General features: G+C 72.3%; 22 protein-coding genes. 12 read left to right on the top strand and 10 right to left on the bottom strand.

Features of this window, described 5'->3' with window-relative positions; genetic code table 11:
* Positions 1–119: 119 nt before the first annotated feature.
* Together ACLQ2S_RS00175 and ACLQ2S_RS00170 are read left to right on the top strand one after the other, a co-directional pair.
* The gene (locus ACLQ2S_RS00175) at positions 120–359 is read left to right on the top strand and encodes a hypothetical protein (RefSeq protein ID WP_425700872.1); all 240 of its coding nucleotides are present in this window, start codon (positions 120–122) and stop codon (positions 357–359) included.
* Between the two features lie 76 nt (positions 360–435).
* Positions 436–1,266 carry a phosphoribosylaminoimidazolesuccinocarboxamide synthase gene (locus ACLQ2S_RS00170; RefSeq protein ID WP_425700871.1) on the top strand — a complete coding sequence of 277 codons (831 nt, stop codon included), beginning with the start codon at positions 436–438 and terminating at the stop codon, positions 1,264–1,266.
* 13 nt (positions 1,267–1,279) lie between these two features.
* Here the strand turns inward: ACLQ2S_RS00170 and ACLQ2S_RS00165 are convergent, their stop codons facing one another.
* On the bottom strand, positions 1,280–1,753 hold the full coding sequence (locus tag ACLQ2S_RS00165; protein ID WP_425700870.1) for an ATP-binding protein: 474 nt from the start codon (positions 1,751–1,753) through the stop codon (positions 1,280–1,282).
* A gap of 113 nt (positions 1,754–1,866) precedes the next feature.
* Between ACLQ2S_RS00165 and macS the strand changes: the two genes are divergently transcribed.
* Complete coding sequence (gene macS, locus ACLQ2S_RS00160; RefSeq protein WP_425700869.1) at positions 1,867–2,991, top strand: MacS family sensor histidine kinase; 1,125 nt, start codon at positions 1,867–1,869, stop codon at positions 2,989–2,991.
* Positions 2,988–3,647, top strand: a complete 660-nt coding sequence (locus ACLQ2S_RS00155) for a response regulator (RefSeq protein WP_155214680.1) — start codon at positions 2,988–2,990, stop codon at positions 3,645–3,647. The genes macS and ACLQ2S_RS00155 overlap by 4 nt, the downstream gene beginning before the upstream one ends.
* A gap of 26 nt (positions 3,648–3,673) precedes the next feature.
* On the opposite strand, the gene ACLQ2S_RS00150 is transcribed toward ACLQ2S_RS00155, so the two are convergent.
* Together ACLQ2S_RS00150 and ACLQ2S_RS00145 are read right to left on the bottom strand one after the other, a co-directional pair.
* Positions 3,674–4,246, bottom strand: coding sequence for a DUF5709 domain-containing protein (locus ACLQ2S_RS00150; protein ID WP_155214681.1), 573 nt, complete (start codon positions 4,244–4,246; stop codon positions 3,674–3,676).
* Between the two features lie 78 nt (positions 4,247–4,324).
* Positions 4,325–5,314 carry an SDR family oxidoreductase gene (locus tag ACLQ2S_RS00145; protein ID WP_425700868.1) on the bottom strand — a complete coding sequence of 330 codons (990 nt, stop codon included), beginning with the start codon at positions 5,312–5,314 and terminating at the stop codon, positions 4,325–4,327.
* 137 nt (positions 5,315–5,451) lie between these two features.
* Between ACLQ2S_RS00145 and ACLQ2S_RS00140 the strand changes: the two genes are divergently transcribed.
* Positions 5,452–6,654 carry a glycosyltransferase gene (locus ACLQ2S_RS00140; RefSeq protein WP_155214683.1) on the top strand — a complete coding sequence of 401 codons (1,203 nt, stop codon included), beginning with the start codon at positions 5,452–5,454 and terminating at the stop codon, positions 6,652–6,654.
* Here ACLQ2S_RS00140 and ACLQ2S_RS00135 read toward each other — a convergent pair.
* The 4 genes from ACLQ2S_RS00135 to aroA all read right to left on the bottom strand — a co-directional run bounded on the left by ACLQ2S_RS00135 (position 6,609) and on the right by aroA (position 10,912).
* A complete protein-coding gene (locus tag ACLQ2S_RS00135) occupies positions 6,609–7,574 on the bottom strand; it encodes a hypothetical protein (RefSeq protein WP_155214922.1) in 966 nt (321 codons plus the stop codon). The two genes, ACLQ2S_RS00140 and ACLQ2S_RS00135, sit on opposite strands and share 46 nt — an antisense overlap.
* Positions 7,575–7,623: 49 nt before the next feature.
* Entirely contained in the window at positions 7,624–8,436 is an 813-nt protein-coding gene (hisN, locus tag ACLQ2S_RS00130; RefSeq protein WP_155214684.1) for a histidinol-phosphatase, read from the bottom strand.
* 76 nt (positions 8,437–8,512) lie between these two features.
* The gene (gene rsgA, locus ACLQ2S_RS00125; RefSeq protein WP_425700874.1) at positions 8,513–9,469 is read right to left on the bottom strand and encodes a ribosome small subunit-dependent GTPase A; all 957 of its coding nucleotides are present in this window, start codon (positions 9,467–9,469) and stop codon (positions 8,513–8,515) included.
* Positions 9,470–9,604: 135 nt separating this feature from the next.
* The gene (gene aroA / locus ACLQ2S_RS00120) at positions 9,605–10,912 is read right to left on the bottom strand and encodes a 3-phosphoshikimate 1-carboxyvinyltransferase (RefSeq protein ID WP_425700867.1); all 1,308 of its coding nucleotides are present in this window, start codon (positions 10,910–10,912) and stop codon (positions 9,605–9,607) included.
* Between the two features lie 104 nt (positions 10,913–11,016).
* Between aroA and ACLQ2S_RS00115 the strand changes: the two genes are divergently transcribed.
* From ACLQ2S_RS00115 to ACLQ2S_RS00105, 3 genes are all read left to right on the top strand, one after another.
* On the top strand, positions 11,017–11,727 hold the full coding sequence (locus tag ACLQ2S_RS00115) for an SOS response-associated peptidase (RefSeq protein WP_155214685.1): 711 nt from the start codon (positions 11,017–11,019) through the stop codon (positions 11,725–11,727).
* Positions 11,728–11,924: 197 nt separating this feature from the next.
* Positions 11,925–12,317, top strand: coding sequence for a WhiB family transcriptional regulator (locus tag ACLQ2S_RS00110; RefSeq protein ID WP_155214686.1), 393 nt, complete (start codon positions 11,925–11,927; stop codon positions 12,315–12,317).
* 40 nt (positions 12,318–12,357) lie between these two features.
* Positions 12,358–12,972, top strand: coding sequence for an alpha/beta hydrolase family protein (locus tag ACLQ2S_RS00105; protein WP_309222546.1), 615 nt, complete (start codon positions 12,358–12,360; stop codon positions 12,970–12,972).
* Between the two features lie 47 nt (positions 12,973–13,019).
* Here ACLQ2S_RS00105 and ACLQ2S_RS00100 read toward each other — a convergent pair whose 3' ends face one another.
* Positions 13,020–13,337, bottom strand: a complete 318-nt coding sequence (locus ACLQ2S_RS00100) for a hypothetical protein (RefSeq protein ID WP_196222421.1) — start codon at positions 13,335–13,337, stop codon at positions 13,020–13,022.
* On the opposite strand from ACLQ2S_RS00100, the gene ACLQ2S_RS00095 reads away from it, so the two are divergent.
* Positions 13,219–14,034 carry a sigma-70 family RNA polymerase sigma factor gene (locus ACLQ2S_RS00095; RefSeq protein WP_309222547.1) on the top strand — a complete coding sequence of 272 codons (816 nt, stop codon included), beginning with the start codon at positions 13,219–13,221 and terminating at the stop codon, positions 14,032–14,034. The two genes, ACLQ2S_RS00100 and ACLQ2S_RS00095, sit on opposite strands and share 119 nt — an antisense overlap.
* Position 14,035: 1 nt before the next feature.
* Positions 14,036–14,323: a mycothiol system anti-sigma-R factor gene (rsrA, locus tag ACLQ2S_RS00090; RefSeq protein WP_309222548.1), complete on the top strand. Its 288-nt coding sequence runs from the start codon at positions 14,036–14,038 to the stop codon at positions 14,321–14,323.
* 80 nt (positions 14,324–14,403) lie between these two features.
* Here the strand turns inward: rsrA and ACLQ2S_RS00085 are convergent, their stop codons facing one another.
* On the bottom strand, positions 14,404–14,478 hold the full coding sequence (locus ACLQ2S_RS00085) for a 50S ribosomal protein bL37 (RefSeq protein ID WP_370461611.1): 75 nt from the start codon (positions 14,476–14,478) through the stop codon (positions 14,404–14,406).
* Positions 14,479–14,683: 205 nt separating this feature from the next.
* On the opposite strand from ACLQ2S_RS00085, the gene ACLQ2S_RS00080 reads away from it, so the two are divergent.
* Together ACLQ2S_RS00080 and ACLQ2S_RS00075 are read left to right on the top strand one after the other, a co-directional pair.
* On the top strand, positions 14,684–14,899 hold the full coding sequence (locus ACLQ2S_RS00080; protein WP_092378133.1) for a biotin/lipoyl-binding carrier protein: 216 nt from the start codon (positions 14,684–14,686) through the stop codon (positions 14,897–14,899).
* Positions 14,896–15,399 (top strand): GNAT family N-acetyltransferase, encoded by a 504-nt coding sequence (locus ACLQ2S_RS00075; RefSeq protein ID WP_155214688.1) that lies wholly within the window; start codon positions 14,896–14,898, stop codon positions 15,397–15,399. The genes ACLQ2S_RS00080 and ACLQ2S_RS00075 overlap by 4 nt, the downstream gene beginning before the upstream one ends.
* A gap of 16 nt (positions 15,400–15,415) precedes the next feature.
* Here ACLQ2S_RS00075 and ACLQ2S_RS00070 read toward each other — a convergent pair whose 3' ends face one another.
* Positions 15,416–15,994 carry a TetR/AcrR family transcriptional regulator gene (locus ACLQ2S_RS00070; protein WP_309222549.1) on the bottom strand — a complete coding sequence of 193 codons (579 nt, stop codon included), beginning with the start codon at positions 15,992–15,994 and terminating at the stop codon, positions 15,416–15,418.
* Positions 15,995–16,082 lie beyond the last annotated feature (88 nt).

Below are 16,082 nucleotides of genomic sequence, written 5' to 3'. Positions count from 1 at the left end.
CTACTGCAGTAGAAGAGGCCCCGGACGAATCCGGGGCCTCTTCTCGTTGCGTTGTCGGTCATCCCGATGCGGGCGTCATTCGTGCCGTGCATGTTGCGCGCCTCGGCGAGGATGAGCGCATGTCTTCCTTCGGTAGGTGGTGGGGGCGGCTCGGCACGCTCCTGAGCACGGTGGTGTTGGCGGTTTTCGTTCCGGTCGCGGCGTGGGCCTCGACCGGGACCGGGGAACTGGTGGTGGAGGCGGCCCGGCGGCGCGGGCGCGGTGGCGGATTCTTCGGCTTCGTGAGTCTGCTCTGCTGCCTGGTGGTGGTGGCGGTGATCGTCCTGCTGGTGATCCGGTTGACCCGTCGTCGGCGTTGATCGGCGGGTCTGCGCCCCCGGCCCGGGGTACGGACCGCGAGCGGCGGCGCGGGCGGCGCGTGGTCTACTTGTCCGCGTGGAACTTCTGCACTCGGGCAAGGTGAGGGACGTCTACGCCGAGGGCGATGACCTGATACTGGTCGCCTCCGACCGCATCTCCGTCTACGACACGGTGCTGCCGACCCCGATTCCGGACAAGGGCAAGCTGCTCACCGCGTTGTCGCTGTGGTGGTTCGAGCAGCTGGCCGATCTGGTCCCCAACCACGTCATCTCGGCCACCGACGTGCCGCCGGAGTTCGCCGGCCGGGCGATCAGGTGCCGCCGGTTGGAGATGGTTCCGATCGAGTGCGTCGCCCGGGGGTTCCTCACCGGCGGTGGCTTGAAGGAGTACGAGCGCACCGGGAAGGTCTCCGGTGTCGAACTGCCGCGCGGGCTGTCCGAGGCGTCCATCCTGCCCGAGCCGATCTTCACCCCGTCCACCAAGGCGCCGGTCGGCCAGCACGACGAGCCGATGACCTTCGCCGAGGTGGTCGACAAGGTCGGCGCCCAGACCGCCGAACGACTTCGCCGGCTCACCATCGAGGTGTACTGCCGGGGAGCCGAGCTGGCGGCGGAACGGGGCATCCTGGTCGCCGACACCAAGATCGAGCTTGGGTGGGCGCCGGACGGCACCCTGGTGCTCGCCGACGAGTTGCTCACCCCGGACTCGTCCCGGTTCTGGCCGGCGGAGTCCTACCAGCCGGGGCGTGCCCAGTTCTCGTACGACAAGCAGTACGTGCGGGACTGGGCGGCGAACAGCGGCTGGGACAAGCAGGAACCGGCACCGGAGGTGCCCGCCGACGTGGTCGAGGCCACCCGGGCCCGTTACGTGGACGTCTACGAGACGCTGACCGGCACCCGCTGGTAGGGCTCGCGGACGGTCACTCGCTGCTGCGGTGGCGACCGACGTGCTGCTCGGCGGGAGTGATCGCGGTGGTGATGCGTACCGTGGTCCCGGCCGGCCCGGTCTCGACGTCCATCGCGTCGGTCAACTCACGGGCCAGCCAGAGCCCCCAACCACCGGCCGTCTCGGGCGCGGGGCGGCTGCGGTTGTCGAGGTTCTGTGTGCTGATGCCCGGACCGTGGTCGGCGACCTCGCACAGCACCAGGCCGGACTCTTTCCACAGCCGCAGCCGGCCCTGACCGCCGCCGTGTCGGACCGCGTTGGTGATCAGCTCGTTGACGGCCAGCACGAAGTCGTCCAGCCGTTGGTCGCGCAGGCCCGCAGTGCGCGCGCAGGCGGCGACCGAGTGTCGAAGCTCGGTCACCTGTGCCTGGTCGAAGGCGTCGGCGATCAGGAGGGCGTGTTCGATGGGGACCACCGTACGCGGTGTGGGTGATCCGGCGTTCGTCATGGCCCCGTCCCGACAGAGATCGCAGAGTTTTCGCGGCTTTTACCACCGTACGTCAGTATTGGTGTAGGCGCATCGGCCGTAGCCGCTCCAACGGCCTATGGCATCGTGACCGGATGCCCGCTGCCGGTGGTTTCGACGTCCCGCTCTGGCGGGCCGTGGCGGTCTTCCGGGTGGCCGCCCTGGCGTACGTCTGTGTGGTGTTGGTCCGCGACGCGGACCGGTACGCCCACCCCCTCGCCGCCGGGTTCCTGGTGCTGCTCATGGCGGTCTGGACCGCCGTCACCGTGATCGGGTACGCGGTGCCGGCCCGGCGCGGCTGGCCGCTGCTCCTGGCCGACCTGGCGGTGGTGGTGGCGATCCTGCTGGCCACCCCGTTGGTGATGGGTCGGGAAGCCCTCGACGCGGGCCTGCCGACCCTTCCGGTGGCCTGGCTGAGCGGACCGGTGCTGGCCTGGGCGGTCTGCGGCGGGCGGCGGCGTGGTGCGGCCGCCGCACTGGTGCTCGGCGCGACCGACCTCGCGACCCGGGGCATGGTCACCCCGACCGCGTTCAACGGAGCGATCCTGATGCTGCTCGCCGGCGTGGTGGTCGGCCACGTCGCCCGACTCACCGTGACCGCCGGGGAGCGGTTGCAGCGGGCCAGCGAGTTGGAGGCGGCCACCCGGGAACGGGAACGGCTGGCCCGCGACATCCACGACTCGGTGCTCCAGGTGCTCGCCCTGGTGCAGCGGCGCGGCGCCCACCTCGACGGCGAGGCCGGTGAGCTGGCCCGGTTGGCCGGCGAGCAGGAGGTGGCGCTGCGGTCGCTGATCTCCGGCGCCGAACCGTTCGCAGCCGGTCCCGCCGACGCGCCGGTGGACCTGCGTACCCTGCTCGGCCGGCACGCCTCGGCCGCTGTGTCGCTGTCCGCACCGGCCGATCCGGTGCTGCTGCCCTCGGCGGTGGCCCGCGAGCTGGCGGCGGCCGTCGGGGCGGCGTTGGACAACGTGGCCCGGCACGGCGGCGGTCGGGCCTGGGTGCTCATCGAGGACGAGGAGTCGGCGGTCACCGTGTCGATCCGGGACGAGGGGCCGGGCTTTCCGGCCGACCGACTGCGCGAGGCCGTGGCCCAGGGACGGTTGGGGGTGGCCCAGGCCATCCGGGGGCGGCTGACCGACCTGGGCGGCACCGCCCGGATCAGCTCGACGCCGGGTGCCGGCACCGAGGTGGAACTCACCGTGCCGAGGAGGGAATCATGAACGGCGTACGCGTGATGGTCGTCGACGACCACCCGATGTGGCGGGAAGGGGTGGCCCGCGACCTCGCCGAGGCCGGCCACGAAGTGGTGGCCAGTTGCGGGGAGGGTCGCCAGGCGGTCCGGGTGGTGGCCGCGGCCCGGCCCGACGTGGTGGTGCTCGACCTGCAACTGCCCGACATCTCCGGCGTGGAGGTGATCCAGGGGCTGCGGGCCGCGCACCCCGGCGTGCGGGTGCTCATGCTCTCCGCCAGTGGCGAGCAGCAGGGCGTGCTCGACGCGGTGAAGGCCGGGGCCACCGGCTATCTGCTCAAGTCCGCCGGGTTGGCGGAGTTTCTGGAGGCGGTGCGGCGTACCGCGGCGGGCGACCCCGTCTTCACGCCCGGCCTGGCCGGGCTGGTCCTCGGCGAGTACCGCCGGCTGGCCGCCACCAACGACGCGCCGGGCGGTGCCGCAGCCGCCGCACCCCGGCTCACCGAACGGGAGACCGAGGTGCTGCGGCTGGTGGCCAAGGGGATGTCGTACAAGCAGATCGCCGAGCGGCTCGGGCTGTCGCACCGCACGGTGCAGAACCACGTGCAGAACACGCTCGGCAAGCTGCACCTGCACAACCGGGTCGAGCTGACCCGGTACGCGATCGAGCGCGGCCTGGACGGCTGAGCGGCGGTACGACAGGGACCCGCCGATCAGACCGAGTGCGGCGGCCGGGTCTCGTGCACCGCCAACTCCTCGGCGCTGGCTCCACCACCGGCGGCACCCGCGTCGTACGCGATCGAGTCGGTCTCCTGGTCGGTGTGCGCCCCCTCGTCCGGCTCGACCAGCCGTCCCACGGTGGCGTCGGCGGTGGTGCCCAACTGGTCGTGGTCGTAGAGGGACACCGGGGACTTCGGGTCGGAGGTCGGACCGGGGTCGATCACGTCGGCGTCGAGCTGTGCCTGCGCCGCCTGTTCCCGGCTGTCCGCCTCGGCCGCGATGTCCGGATCCACCGGACCGGCCAGCGGATCGTCGACCGGCAGCTCGAACTGCTCCCGGCTCAGCTTGTAGTCCAACGACTCGCCGTCGAGCTGCTCCTCGGCGGTGGTGCCGAACTCGTCGACCGCGACCGGAGATCGGTCACCGGGCAGCTGGGCCGGTGCCGGGCCGTCGGCCTCCCGTCCGGTGAGCACGTCGTCCCCGGCCGTCGAGTCGTCGTCGGCGGTGTCGGGCAGGCCGTCGGCCTCGGGATCGGACACAGGGGTCGGGTACTCGTCGTCGCGCATGACTGACCTCTACCCGCTGCCCTCCCGCCGTAACCGGTCCCACGGGTGGATAACGGCCCGGACGCCGACGGCCCTCGCTCAACGGTTCATCCGGCGGGCCAGCGCGGCGGCCGTGCCGACGGCGGTACCGGCGGCGGCCAGCCCGAACGCGGCGGAGATCCGCACCAGCTGGCGACGACGGCCGGGCCAGCCGCCCTCGACCGTCGCCCCGGCGTCGGGGCGGAAGAGGTTACCGGTGCTGTCGGGCGCCGGAGCGCCGAACTGGGTGTATCGGCCGTACCACCCGAGAACCCGCTCGACCAGCGCCGGAGCGAGCCGCCACTGCATGCCGATCAGGCGGGCCGCGCCACCGGCGTACGCCTCGCGTCGGGGCCGCCGTAGCAACCGGACGATCGTCTCGGCGACCACCTCCGGCGGGTAGACCGGTGGCGGCGGAAGGACCTGCCGACCGCTGCGATTGGCGGCGTGCCGGAAGAACGGGGTGTCGATGGTGGCCGGGAGCACGGTGCAGATCGAGATCGATCCTCGGCCGGTGGCCCGCAACTCCTGGCGGATGGTGTCGGCCAGCCCCCGCACGCCGTGCTTGGCCGCGTTGTACGGGGACTGGTACGGCATCGCCACCTCGGCCAGGACCGCGGCGTTGTTGACCACGACCCCACCACCGCCCGCGCTCAGGTGCGGCAGCGCGGCCCGGATCCCGTTCGCGGTGCCGAGCAGGTTGACCTCCAGCACCCGACGGAACTCCGCCGCCGGGATCTCGTCGAACAACCCGATGGTGCCGACCGAGGCGTTGTTGATCCACGCGTCGATCCGGCCGAACTCCGCCATCGCGGTCGCCGCGAGGCGTCGTACCGCGTCCGCGTCGGTGACGTCCGTGGGCACCACCAGGGTGCGACCGCCCAGCTCACGGCAGCGTCCGGCCACCTCGCGCAGGGCCGGCTCGGTGCGCGCGGCCAGCACCACGGTGCTGCCCTGCCGGGCCAGGGCGTACGCGGTGGCGGCACCGATGCCGCTGGAGGCGCCGGTGATGACGACGGTGGCGTCGGCGAGGGTACGGACGAGGGGCATTGCGCACCCGTACCCCGTCATGTCCGGGTCATGCCGCCGGGCGGGCCCTCGGATCTGCGAGGTTTCGGCTCGTCGGAGGCCGGTTAATGGGACGCTCTGACCGAAGACCACCGCCCACAACCGCATGGAGGTGACCCATGCGCGTCGGCCTTGTCTGCGCCCACGCCGCTGCGCCGCCGTCCGGCGACGGAACCGTCGTCGGCACCTACCAGCACATCGCACGGGTCGCGGCCGAACTGGCCGGGCGAGGTCACGACGTACGCGTCTACACCCGTCGGGACGATCCCGAGGTCACCGAGACCGACATGGTGGACGGCTACCGGGTGGAACGCGCGCCGGTGGGCCCGGTGGCACCGATTCCCACGGCTGAGCTGGTGCCCTACGTGGCCGAGTTCGGTCAGTGGCTGGCCGACCGGTGGTCCGGCGACTGGACCCCCGAGGTGGTGCACGGCCACTACTGGATCGGGGGCCTGGCCGCCGCGCACGCCGTGCGGGAGACCGACATCCCGATGGTGCAGACGTTCCACTCGATCGGCATGGAACAGCTGCGCCACCTCGGTGCCAGCTACGACGGGCCGGGCACCCGCATCCCGCTGGAGCGGGCGCTGACCCGGGCGGTGGACATCGCCGTCGCCCAGTGCAACGACGAGGTCGACGAGTTGACCCGGATGGGCCTGCAACGCACCTCGGTCGCGATGGTGCCGACCGGTGTCGACACCGAGCGGTTCCACCCCGACGGCGAGGCCGCCCCACGAGAGCAACGTCCCCGGATCCTCTCCGTGGGCGGGCTCGGACGCGGTCACGGCCAGGAGGACCTGATCCGCGCGATGCGCCTGGTCGGTGACGCGGAGCTGGTGATCGCCGGTGGACCACCGGCGGAGCAGCTGGCCAACCACGCCGAGGCGCGTCGGCTGCGTGAGCTGGCCGACCGCGTCGGGGTCGGCGAGCAGGTGCAGTTGGTCGGTGCGGTGCCGCACGAGCAGATGCCCACCTGGTACCGCTCGGCCGACGTGGTGGCCTGCACGCCGCACTACTCCTCGGCGGGGCGGGTGTCGCTGGAGGCGATGGCCTGTGGTGTCCCGGTGGTGGGCTACGCCATGGGTGGCATCGCCGACGCGGTGGTCGACGAGGTGACCGGCAAGCTGGTGCCGCCGGGCGACGTCCGCACCCTCGGGGTGACGCTGCGCCGGCTGCTCACCGACAACGCCGGCCGGTTCGCGTACGGGCACGCGGCGGTCGACCGGGTGCGGTGCAGCTACACCTGGGAGCGTACGGCCAGTGCGCTGGAGCGGCTCTACGAGCGGGTGGTGGGACGGCGCAAGCCGGTCGAGGCGGCCTGAGGCAGCGGATCGCCCACGCCGTTGGTCGCCCCCGCGATCTCGTAACCCGAGGCGGCGGGTTGCGGCACGAGCGGCGACGGGACACCGACCACCGCCCGGCTGGTCTCCCGGGCGACCGCGTGCTGGTGCTGCGGCTCGGCGTACCGGGTGAGCCCGACGACCGCCGCGAGGGTGACCAGGAAACCGACCCCCGCGAGCCACTCCCGGCCCGGCCAGATCTTGTCGTCGAGCAACAGCAGACCGACGATGGCGGCGGGCACCGCACCGGCGGCGTCCATGGCGGCCACCGCAGCCGTGGTGGAGCCGCGCTGCATCGCCAGCCCGAGCAGCAGCTGGCCCACCACGGAGTGGGCGATGAGCAGGTAGAGCAGCGGATTGCCGAGAAACGCGTCCCAACTCGACGCGGAGGCCAGCGGTCGGGCCGCCACCGCGGCGGCGGAGAAGGCCAGCCCGGCCAGGGAGCCGAGTGCCACCGAACCGGGCGCGCCGTGCAGCCGGACCGCGAAGAAACCCAGCACCGCGATCACCGCCAGGGCCACCAGCAGCGCGACCATGCCACCGGTGCCGAGGGCCTTCGACGGCGCGGGCCGGGCGGCGAGCACCAGCGCGGTGATCCCGGCGAAGAGCAGCACCAGCAGCGCGACCTCGGCCACCGGCAGCCGCCATTTGAGCAGGATCACGCCGAGCAGCGCGGTGACGCCCAGCCCGGCGGCCACGCTCGCCTGCACCAGGAACAGCGGTAGGTCCCGCCGGGACAGGAAGGCCAACACGAACCCGGCGACCTGGCAGGCCAGCCCGACCAGATAGGTGCGGTGCCCGGCCAGGCGCAGCAGCAGGCCGGGATCGAAGGTGTGATGCACCGTGGTGCGGGCGGCGGCCACCGACTGTAACAGGTTGGCGACGCCGTACGCGACGATCATCGCAGCCAGGAAACACCAACCCGAGGTAGCCACCTGGCGAGGATAGAGGTTACCGGGCGTCAATGCGCGGCGGGCTGCCGAGCCGATCGAGGAGGACCGAATGTAGCGCACCGTTGCTGGCCAGGGTGCTGTTGTCGCCGCCGGCCGGGGCCGGACGACCGGACATGTCCGTGATCGTGCCCCCCGCCTCGGTCACGATGGGTACCAGCGCGGCCACGTCCCAGAGTGACAACTCAGGTTCGACCATGATGTCCAGCGCGCCCTCGGCCAACAGCATGTAACCGTAGAAGTCGCCGTAGGCCCGGCTACGCCAGGTGTCCCGCATCAGTTGCAGCACCGCGTCGAGCCGGCCGGCCTTCTCCCAGCCCTCCAGCGAGGAGTAGCAGAAGCTGGCGTCGGCCAACCGGGTCACCCCGGACACCCGGATCGGCGTGCCTCGGGAGGCGTCCGGGCCCGCGTACGCCCCGGTGCCCCGCGCCGCCCACCAGCGGCGGCCCAGAGCCGGCGCGGAGACCAGCCCGGCGACCGGCCGGCCGTCCTCCAGCAGGGCGATCAGGGTGGCCCAGATCGGCACGCCCCGGACGAAGTTCTTGGTGCCGTCGATCGGGTCCACCACCCACTGGCGGGTGCCGGCGGCGGGGGTCGCGCCGTACTCCTCGCCGAGCAACCCGTCGTCGGGTCGGTGCTCGGCGAGCAGGGCACGGATCTCGCGTTCCACGGCGGTGTCGGCGTCGGAGACCGGAGTCAGGTCGGGCTTCGACTCGACCCGCAGGTCCAGGGCGCGGAACCGGGCCGTCGACAGCGCGTCGGCGGCGTCGGCGAGCCGGTGGGCGAGGGTCAGGTCAGCGGAGTACCCGGTCATGCCGGAAACGGTAGCGGCGGCGGGACCGCGACCGCGCCGGGGTCCGGTGCCGTCCGGATCGCCGGACCGTGGCGGGTCACTCCGGACGTCCGCGCGGGTCGGGCTCGGTCCGTGGGTCGGGCTCCCCGGCACGGGAGGCCAGCAGTCGACGGTACGAGGCCAGCCGGCGAGGGTCGGCCCGTCCCGCCGCCACCCAGGCGTCGAGGGCACAGTCGGCCTCGTCGGCGGTGTGCGGGCAGTTCGCCGGGCAGTCGGCGGTCGCCTCGACCAGGTCCGGGAAGCCGTGCAGCAGGCTCTCGGCCGAGACGTGGGCCAGCCCGAAGCTGCGTACCCCGGGGGTGTCCACGATCCAGCCCGGGTCCTGCCGGGCGTCGGGTGGCGCGGGCAGCCGCAACGCCACCGCGCTGGTCGAGGTGTGTCGCCCCCGGCCGATCGCGCTGACCGTGCCGACGGCCCGTTCGGCCTCCGGCACCAGGCGGTTGACGAGTGTCGACTTGCCCACCCCGGAATGCCCGACCAGCACCGAGATCCGGCCGGTGAGCAGGCTGCGGAGCGCGTCCAGCGGGGAGTCCGGCCGGATGAGCAGGTACGGCAGTTCCAACTCGGTGTAGTAGTCGAGCACCGCCTCGGGCCCGGCCAGATCGGCCTTGGTCAGGCAGAGCAGCGGCTCGATGCCCGCGTCGTACGCGGCGACCAGGCAGCGGTCGATGAACCCGGTACGCGGCGGCGGGTCGGCCAGCGCGCTGACGATCACCAGTTGGTCGGCGTTGGCGACCACCACCCGCTCCAGCCGCCCTTCGGCGGTGGAGGCGTCGTCCTCGGCGGTACGCCGCAGCACCGACCGGCGTGGCTCGATCCGGACGATGCGGGCCAGCGCCCCGGACGCCCCAGAGGTGTCGCCGACCAGCCCCACCCGGTCACCGACCACCACCGACTTGCGGCCCAGTTCGCGGGCGCGCATCGCGGTGACGGTGGGGTCGTCCGGCTCGGCTCCGGCCAGCACGCAGGTGTACCGCCCGCGGTCCACCGCGATGACGAAACCGTCCTTGGCGTCGGCGTGCCGTGGTCTGGTCCGGGTACGCGGACGGGAGGATTTACCGGGTCGGACCCGGACGTCGTCCTCGTCGTACTCGCGCCGCCTGATCGCCAGGTCCGCCCCTTCTTCCGCTCAGCTCTTACCGGTCACCAGTGCCGACCATAGTGCCGGGAACTCGGGCATGGTCTTCGAGGTGCACGACACGTCGTTCAACTCGATGCCCGGCACCACCAGCCCGGCCACCGCCGCCGCGTGCGCCATCCGGTGGTCGTGGTAGGTGCGGAACTGGCCACCGTGCAACGGGCGGGGCCGGATCTGAAGGCCGTCGGCCAACTCGGTGATGTCCGCGCCGAGGCCGCTGAACTCCTGGACCAGGGCGGCCAGCCGGTTGGTTTCGTGGCCCCGGATGTGGCTGATCCCGGTGAACACCGACGGCGAGTCGGCGAGCATGGCCAGCGCGGTCAGTGCCGGGGTCAGCTCGCTGACGTCGGACAGGTCGGCGTGCAGGCCCTTCACCTGACCGGTGCCGCGCACCGTCAACCCCTCGGTGGTGAGGGTGACCGTCGCCCCCATCTGCTGCAACAGCGAGCGCAGTCGCTCCACCGGCTGGGCGCTGCCCCCCGCCGGCCAGCCACGCAGGGTCACCTCGCCGCCGGTGACCAGTGCAGCGGCGAAGAACGGCACCGCGCCGGAGAGATCCGGCTCGATCTCCCAGCCGCGCCCGGTCAGCGGCCCCGGCTCGACCGACCAGACATCGGGGGTGCTGTCGTCGACCGCGGCACCGGCGGCGCGCAGCATCTGCACGGTCATCCGCAGGTGCGGCGCGGAGGGCACCGGCGGGCCGACGTGCCGGACCACCAGCCCCCGGTCGAACCGGGGGGCGGCGAGCAACAGGCCGGAGACCAGTTGGCTGGAGGCCGAGGCGTCGATGACGACCTCGCCGCCGGCCACCCGGCCGGTGCCCATGACCGCCAGCGGCAGGCTGTCGCCGGAGGCGGGGGTGTCGACGCGTACGCCGAGGGAGCGCAGCGCCTCGATCAGCGGGCCGAGCGGGCGGCTGCGGGCGGACGGGTCACCGTCGAGGGTGACCTGCCCGTCGGCCAGCCCCGCCACCGGGGGAACGAAGCGCATGATCGTGCCGGCCTGCCCCACGTCGACCTGGGCCGGGCCGAACAACCGGTGCGGCCGGACCAGCCAGCGGTCGTCGTCGGCGATCGAGACGTGCGCCCCCATCGCGCGCAGCGCGGCGGCCATCAGCTCGGTGTCCCGGGCGCGCAGTGGCCGGGACAGTGTCGAGGGCCCGGCGGCGAGCGCGCTGAGCACCAGGGCGCGGTTGGTCATCGACTTGGAACCGGGTAGGCGCAACGACGCGGACACCGGGTCGCTGGCCGTCGGTGCGGTCCACGGCTGCGGCGGCCGGGTCGCGGTCACATTACCCACACCTCCATTCTGCCGTGCGGTGACGCCGCCGGCTGCTACGGTCACCGACCGCTCCCGGGGAACGGGACGGCGGTCGGGCGGCGGGGCGCGCTAGCGTGAGCGGCATGTGCGGGAGGTACGCCACGAGTCGGAGCGCCGGTGACCTGAGCAGCCTGTTCGAGGCCGTCGACGAGACCGGCGACGGGTTGGTCCCGGATCACAACGTGGCGCCGACCGATCCGGTGCCGCTGGTCCGGGTCAGTGCCGACGGGCACCGGGCGCTCTCGCGGGGCCGCTGGGGTCTGGTGCCGCCGTGGTCCCGGTCGCCCTCGGGCGCGGCCCGCATGATCAACGCCCGGGTCGAGACGGTCGCCACCAGCCGGGCCTACGCACCGTCCTTCGCCCGCCGACGGTGCCTGGTGCCGGCCGACGGGTGGTACGAGTGGGTGCGGTTGACCGGTGGCGCGAAGCAGCCGTACTACATGACCCCGCAGGACGGCTCGGTGCTCGCCTTCGCCGGCATCTGGTCGCTCTGGGGCGGCCCGGACGACCCGCTGCTGACGTTCAGCGTGTTGACCACCCCGGCTCTCGGCGAACTGGCCGAGGTGCATGACCGGATGCCGTTGCTGCTGCCGCCCGAGCGCTGGGCGAGTTGGCTGGACGAGACCGACGACCCGCAGCGGCTGCTGGTGCCGCCGCCGATGGACTGGTTGGCCCGGTTGGAGGTGCGGCCGGTCGGGAAGGCCGTCGGTGACGTACGCAACGACGGCCCGGAGTTGACCGCCCGGGTGCCACTGACCCCTCCCGCCGGGCCGTCGGCGTCGACTCTGTTCTGAACACTCTCCGGCGCATTGTCGGGAGTGATTTGCTGTGATTGCGGATGAAAGGTGACCCCAACGTTCTGCCAAGTTCCCGGCAGAGTCTTGTCCCCGTGCGCGCAAGTGCGATAGAACACAGCGCCGGTGGTGGGTGTCGTTCACGTTGGGTGAACGATATCCATCGATCTTGCTGGTCCCACGGGGGAGGTGGGTGGATGACACGGGCGCGTATGCCCCGTCCGCACGAGGTGGCCGCAGCGCGACGTGATCCGCGACTGTTGCGGGCGTTGCGTGAGCGGCGACAGGACGAAGCCTGGCGCACCAGAGGCACTTGTCAGAGCGTCGACCCGGAAACGTTCTTTCCGGCGCCGAACGAGCCGGCCGACGTGGCGGTGGCCCTGTGCCGCAGCTGTGACGTGCAGGGCTCCTGCCTGGCCTGGGCATTGGAGGTCGGCGACTGCCATGGCGTATGGGGTGGCACCACCCCGCGCGAGCGACGGGCGATGCTGGTGGCCTGGCGCAGCGAGGTGCAACCCGACCCCGATGCCGCCGGTGAACCGGGGCCACCGGTGCGTGACCGGCTGCTCACCCTGGTGCCGTTGAGCTGACCGGCCCGGCACCACCCGGTTCGACGGGTTCAATGGGTCGGTGCCACACGACGACATCATCGACACGCCACGCGGTCCCGCCCGGGTCGACACCGATCAACCGTCCGGCCCGCCCCGAGCCCTGCTGGCGCTCGGGCACGGGGCCGGTGGTGGGGTCGACGCACCGGATCTGGTCGCCCTACGCGACACGGCGGTGGCCGCTGGGACGGTGGTGGTCCGGGTGACCCAGCCGTACCGGGTCGCCGGTCGCCGCGCGCCCGCCCCGGCAGGACACCTCGACGAGGCATGGTGCGCGGTGTTGGCGGTGCTGCGGCAGCGGCATCCGGGCGTACCGGTGGTGGTGGGTGGCCGCTCCAGCGGCGCGCGGGTGGCCTGCCGGACGGCGACCACGGTGGGCGCCGCCGGGGTGCTGGCCCTGGCCTTCCCGCTGCATCCGCCCGGTCGGCCGGACCGGAGTCGGGCCGGTGAGCTGCTGACCGGCTTGCCGACGCTGGTGCTGAACGGGGACCGAGATCCGTTCGGTGTGCCGGAGCAGAGCGCTCAGGTGCGGGTGCTGGTCCGGCCGGGGGAGCGACACGACCTGCGGGGCGACCCGGCCGGTACGGCCGCCCTGGCGGTGGACTGGCTGCGCGGGCACGGCTGGGCGACACCCTGACGGCACGGGCCACCACCGGCCCATCCCGGCGCCGCTGCCGTTTCCGCCTACCGCGCCGGGTCGTTGCATTCGATGGTGTCCCAGTGCCCGTCCGGGCGACGACACCGGGCTCCCAGGCCCTTCCTGGTCCCAGCCACGGGACGCACCGCCGGGGCGGGGACCAGGAACGCCTGGCCGGAGCCGGAATGTCCGCCCCCGTAGCGGGTGTTGAACACCTCGGACAACCACTGTGCGAGGGGGTGACCGGTGCCGACCGAGATCCGGAACCGGGAACACAACGAGCGGGAGGCACGGCAACTCAGGAAGTTGCTGGCCGGCCCGAAGTGGCCGGCGGCGGTGCCGTCGGCCGAGGTGGCGACGGGCACACCCGGCCGAACCGAATCGTCCAGAAGGTCGGTGCGCGTATCCTCGGCGGGGAAGCAGCCGACCCGAGGGGATGTGCGGTTGACCACGGAGAAGACGGACGAGCGCAGGGCCCGGTTCGAACGGGACGCAATGCCATTCGTCGATCAGCTGTACGCGGCCGGCCTGCGGATGACACGTAACCCGGCGGACGCCGAGGACCTGGTCCAGGAGACCTACCTGAAGGCGTACGCCGCCTTCCACCAGTTCGAGCAGGGCACGAACCTGAAGGCCTGGCTCTACCGGATCCTGACCAACACCTACATCAACTCGTACCGGAAGCGGCAGCGCCAACCGGTGCAGGCACCCACCGACGAGATCACCGACTGGCAGTTGGCCGAGGCCGAGTCGCACACCTCCAGCGGGCTGCGTTCCGCCGAGACCGAGGCGCTCGACCGCCTGCCGGACAGCGACGTCAAGGAAGCCCTCCAGCAGTTGCCGGAGGAGTTCCGGCTGGCCGTCTACCTGACCGATGTCGAGGGTTTCTCCTACAAGGAGGTCGCCGACATCATGGGCACGCCGATCGGCACGGTGATGTCGCGTTTGCACCGCGGGCGTCGTAATCTGCGCAAGCTGCTTGAGGGGTACGCCGCGGAGCGGGGTTTCTCCGCGGCCCAGCCGGCCCGGAGCTCGACCGCCGCCACCGGCGGGGAGGTGTGACGTGAGCTGTGGAGACCCGCACAAGACGGACTGCCATGAGGTGCTCGCCGAGGTCTACCTTTACCTCGACCTGGAGTGCGCGCAGGAACGGCGGGAGTTGATCCGGCACCACCTCGACGAGTGCGGCCCCTGCCTACGCGAGTACGGCATCGAGCAGGAGGTCAGGGCGCTCGTGGCGCGCTGCTGCGGCAACGAGTCCGCGCCGGACGAGCTGCGCGAGCGGCTACGGGTACGGCTGAGCGAGATCGTCGTGTTCGAGGGCAGCGAGTCGCGCGAACTGGCGGACTGACCGAGACGAGACCGGTGCCCGGGTCGGAGGACCCGGGCACCGACGTCCGTCGTCCGATCGGCGGGTAGCCGCCGCCCGAATCAGGAGTTGGGGCGCTTGCCGTGGTTGGCGGCGCTCTTCTTCCGGGCCTTCTTCTTCCGGGCCTTCTTCGCCATGTGACCTCCTTGTGATGGCCGGACCGACTACGCGCGGCCCCGCCCACCGGGGGTGCCGTCGCCCTCGCCGGCGTCGGGATCCGACCCGTTGATGCTAGTGCCGGTGGTACCGACGGATCGCTGCCGGGGCCGCTCCACGCCCGTCGGACGCCTGCTCATGATTGGATACGTCGCAGGAGCAGCCGCGAGGAAGGGGCCGCAGGAGATGGCCGAGGAGATCCGCGCCGAGATGGTGGCGAACGTCTGGAAGGTCGTCGCGTCGGCCGGGGACACCGTGTCCGAGGGGGACACGCTGGTGATCCTGGAGTCGATGAAGATGGAGATCCCGGTGATCGCCGAGTCCGAGGGCGTCGTGCAGCAGCTCGCGGTGAACGAGGGCGATGTGGTGCAGGACGGCGACCTGATCGCGGTGATCGGTTGACCGAGGTACTGATCCGGCGGGCCGAGCCGGCCGACTTCGCCGGGGTCGCCCAGTTGACCGTCGCGGCGTACGAGGCCGACGGTCAGCTCAAGCACGAGCCCGCCTACGCCGACGCGCTGGGGAACGTCTCGGCCCGGGCCGAGCACGGTGACGTGCTGGTGGCCGTCGACCGGGAGAGCGGTCGGCTGCTCGGGTCGGTCACCTTCGTGCTGCCGGGTACCCGGTTCGCCGAGATGTCCCGCCCGGGGGAGGCGGAGTTCCGGATGCTGGCGGTGGACCCGGCCGCGCAGGGCCGGGGCGCCGGTGCCGCGCTGGTGGAGGCGTGCGTCGCGCGGGCGATCGAGCTGGGCTGCACCGGGGTGACCATCTGCGTACGCGACGGGTTCGCCGAACCGGCCCACCGGCTTTACCGCAGGCGTGGCTTCGTCCGCCAGCGGGAGCGGGACTGGAGCCCCGCTCCCGGGGTCGACCTGCTCGCCCTTTACCTGCCGCTGCGTTAGCCAGCCGGAGCTGCGCCTACTGCCGGGTGGTCGGCTCGGCGATCGCCGCCAGCAGTTCGTCGGCGACCTCCAGGGCCACCCGTTTGCGCTCGGCGTCGGTGATGTCCGGGGTGCGTACGGCGAACCAGCTGCTGTGCACCGCGAACAGGGCGAGCACCGCACGCAGCTGCGCACCGGGGGAGTCGTCGCCCTGGCAGAGCGCGCTGGCCAGCCGGAACATCCGGTCGCGCAGTTCCCGACCGGCGGAGAGGCTCTTCAACGCGGTCTGGTTCTGCTCGAAGAACCGCATCACCGAGGGCTGCTCGCCACCGAACATGGCATCGGCGTACCGCTCGACGATGGCCCGGCGGGTGGCCCGCGTCGCCGGCTGGCCTTCCGCCCACGCGATCAGCGCGTCCATCCGCTCCAGCCGGTCCTCCACCACGCTGGTGACGATCTCGTCCTTGCTCTTGAAGTGGTAGTAGAGCGCCGCCTTGGTCACCCCGAGTCGCTCTGCCACCTCACGCAGTGAGGTCGCCTCGTAGCCCTGCTCGGTGAAGAGCTCCAGCGCCACGGCCTTGATCCGCTCCCGCGTGCCGCCTGTGCTCTGACTCACGCCTACCCGCCAATCCGGTTGACCGTCGTTCGCTGTCCAACTTACCGTCCGGCTAGTAAGGTGACTAGCCGGACGGCAAGTAAGTGTG

The organism is Micromonospora sp. DT48 (genome assembly GCF_049844495.1).
Taxonomy (GTDB): Bacteria; Actinomycetota; Actinomycetes; order Mycobacteriales; family Micromonosporaceae; genus Micromonospora.
This window is presented reverse-complemented; position numbering and strand designations above follow the sequence as displayed.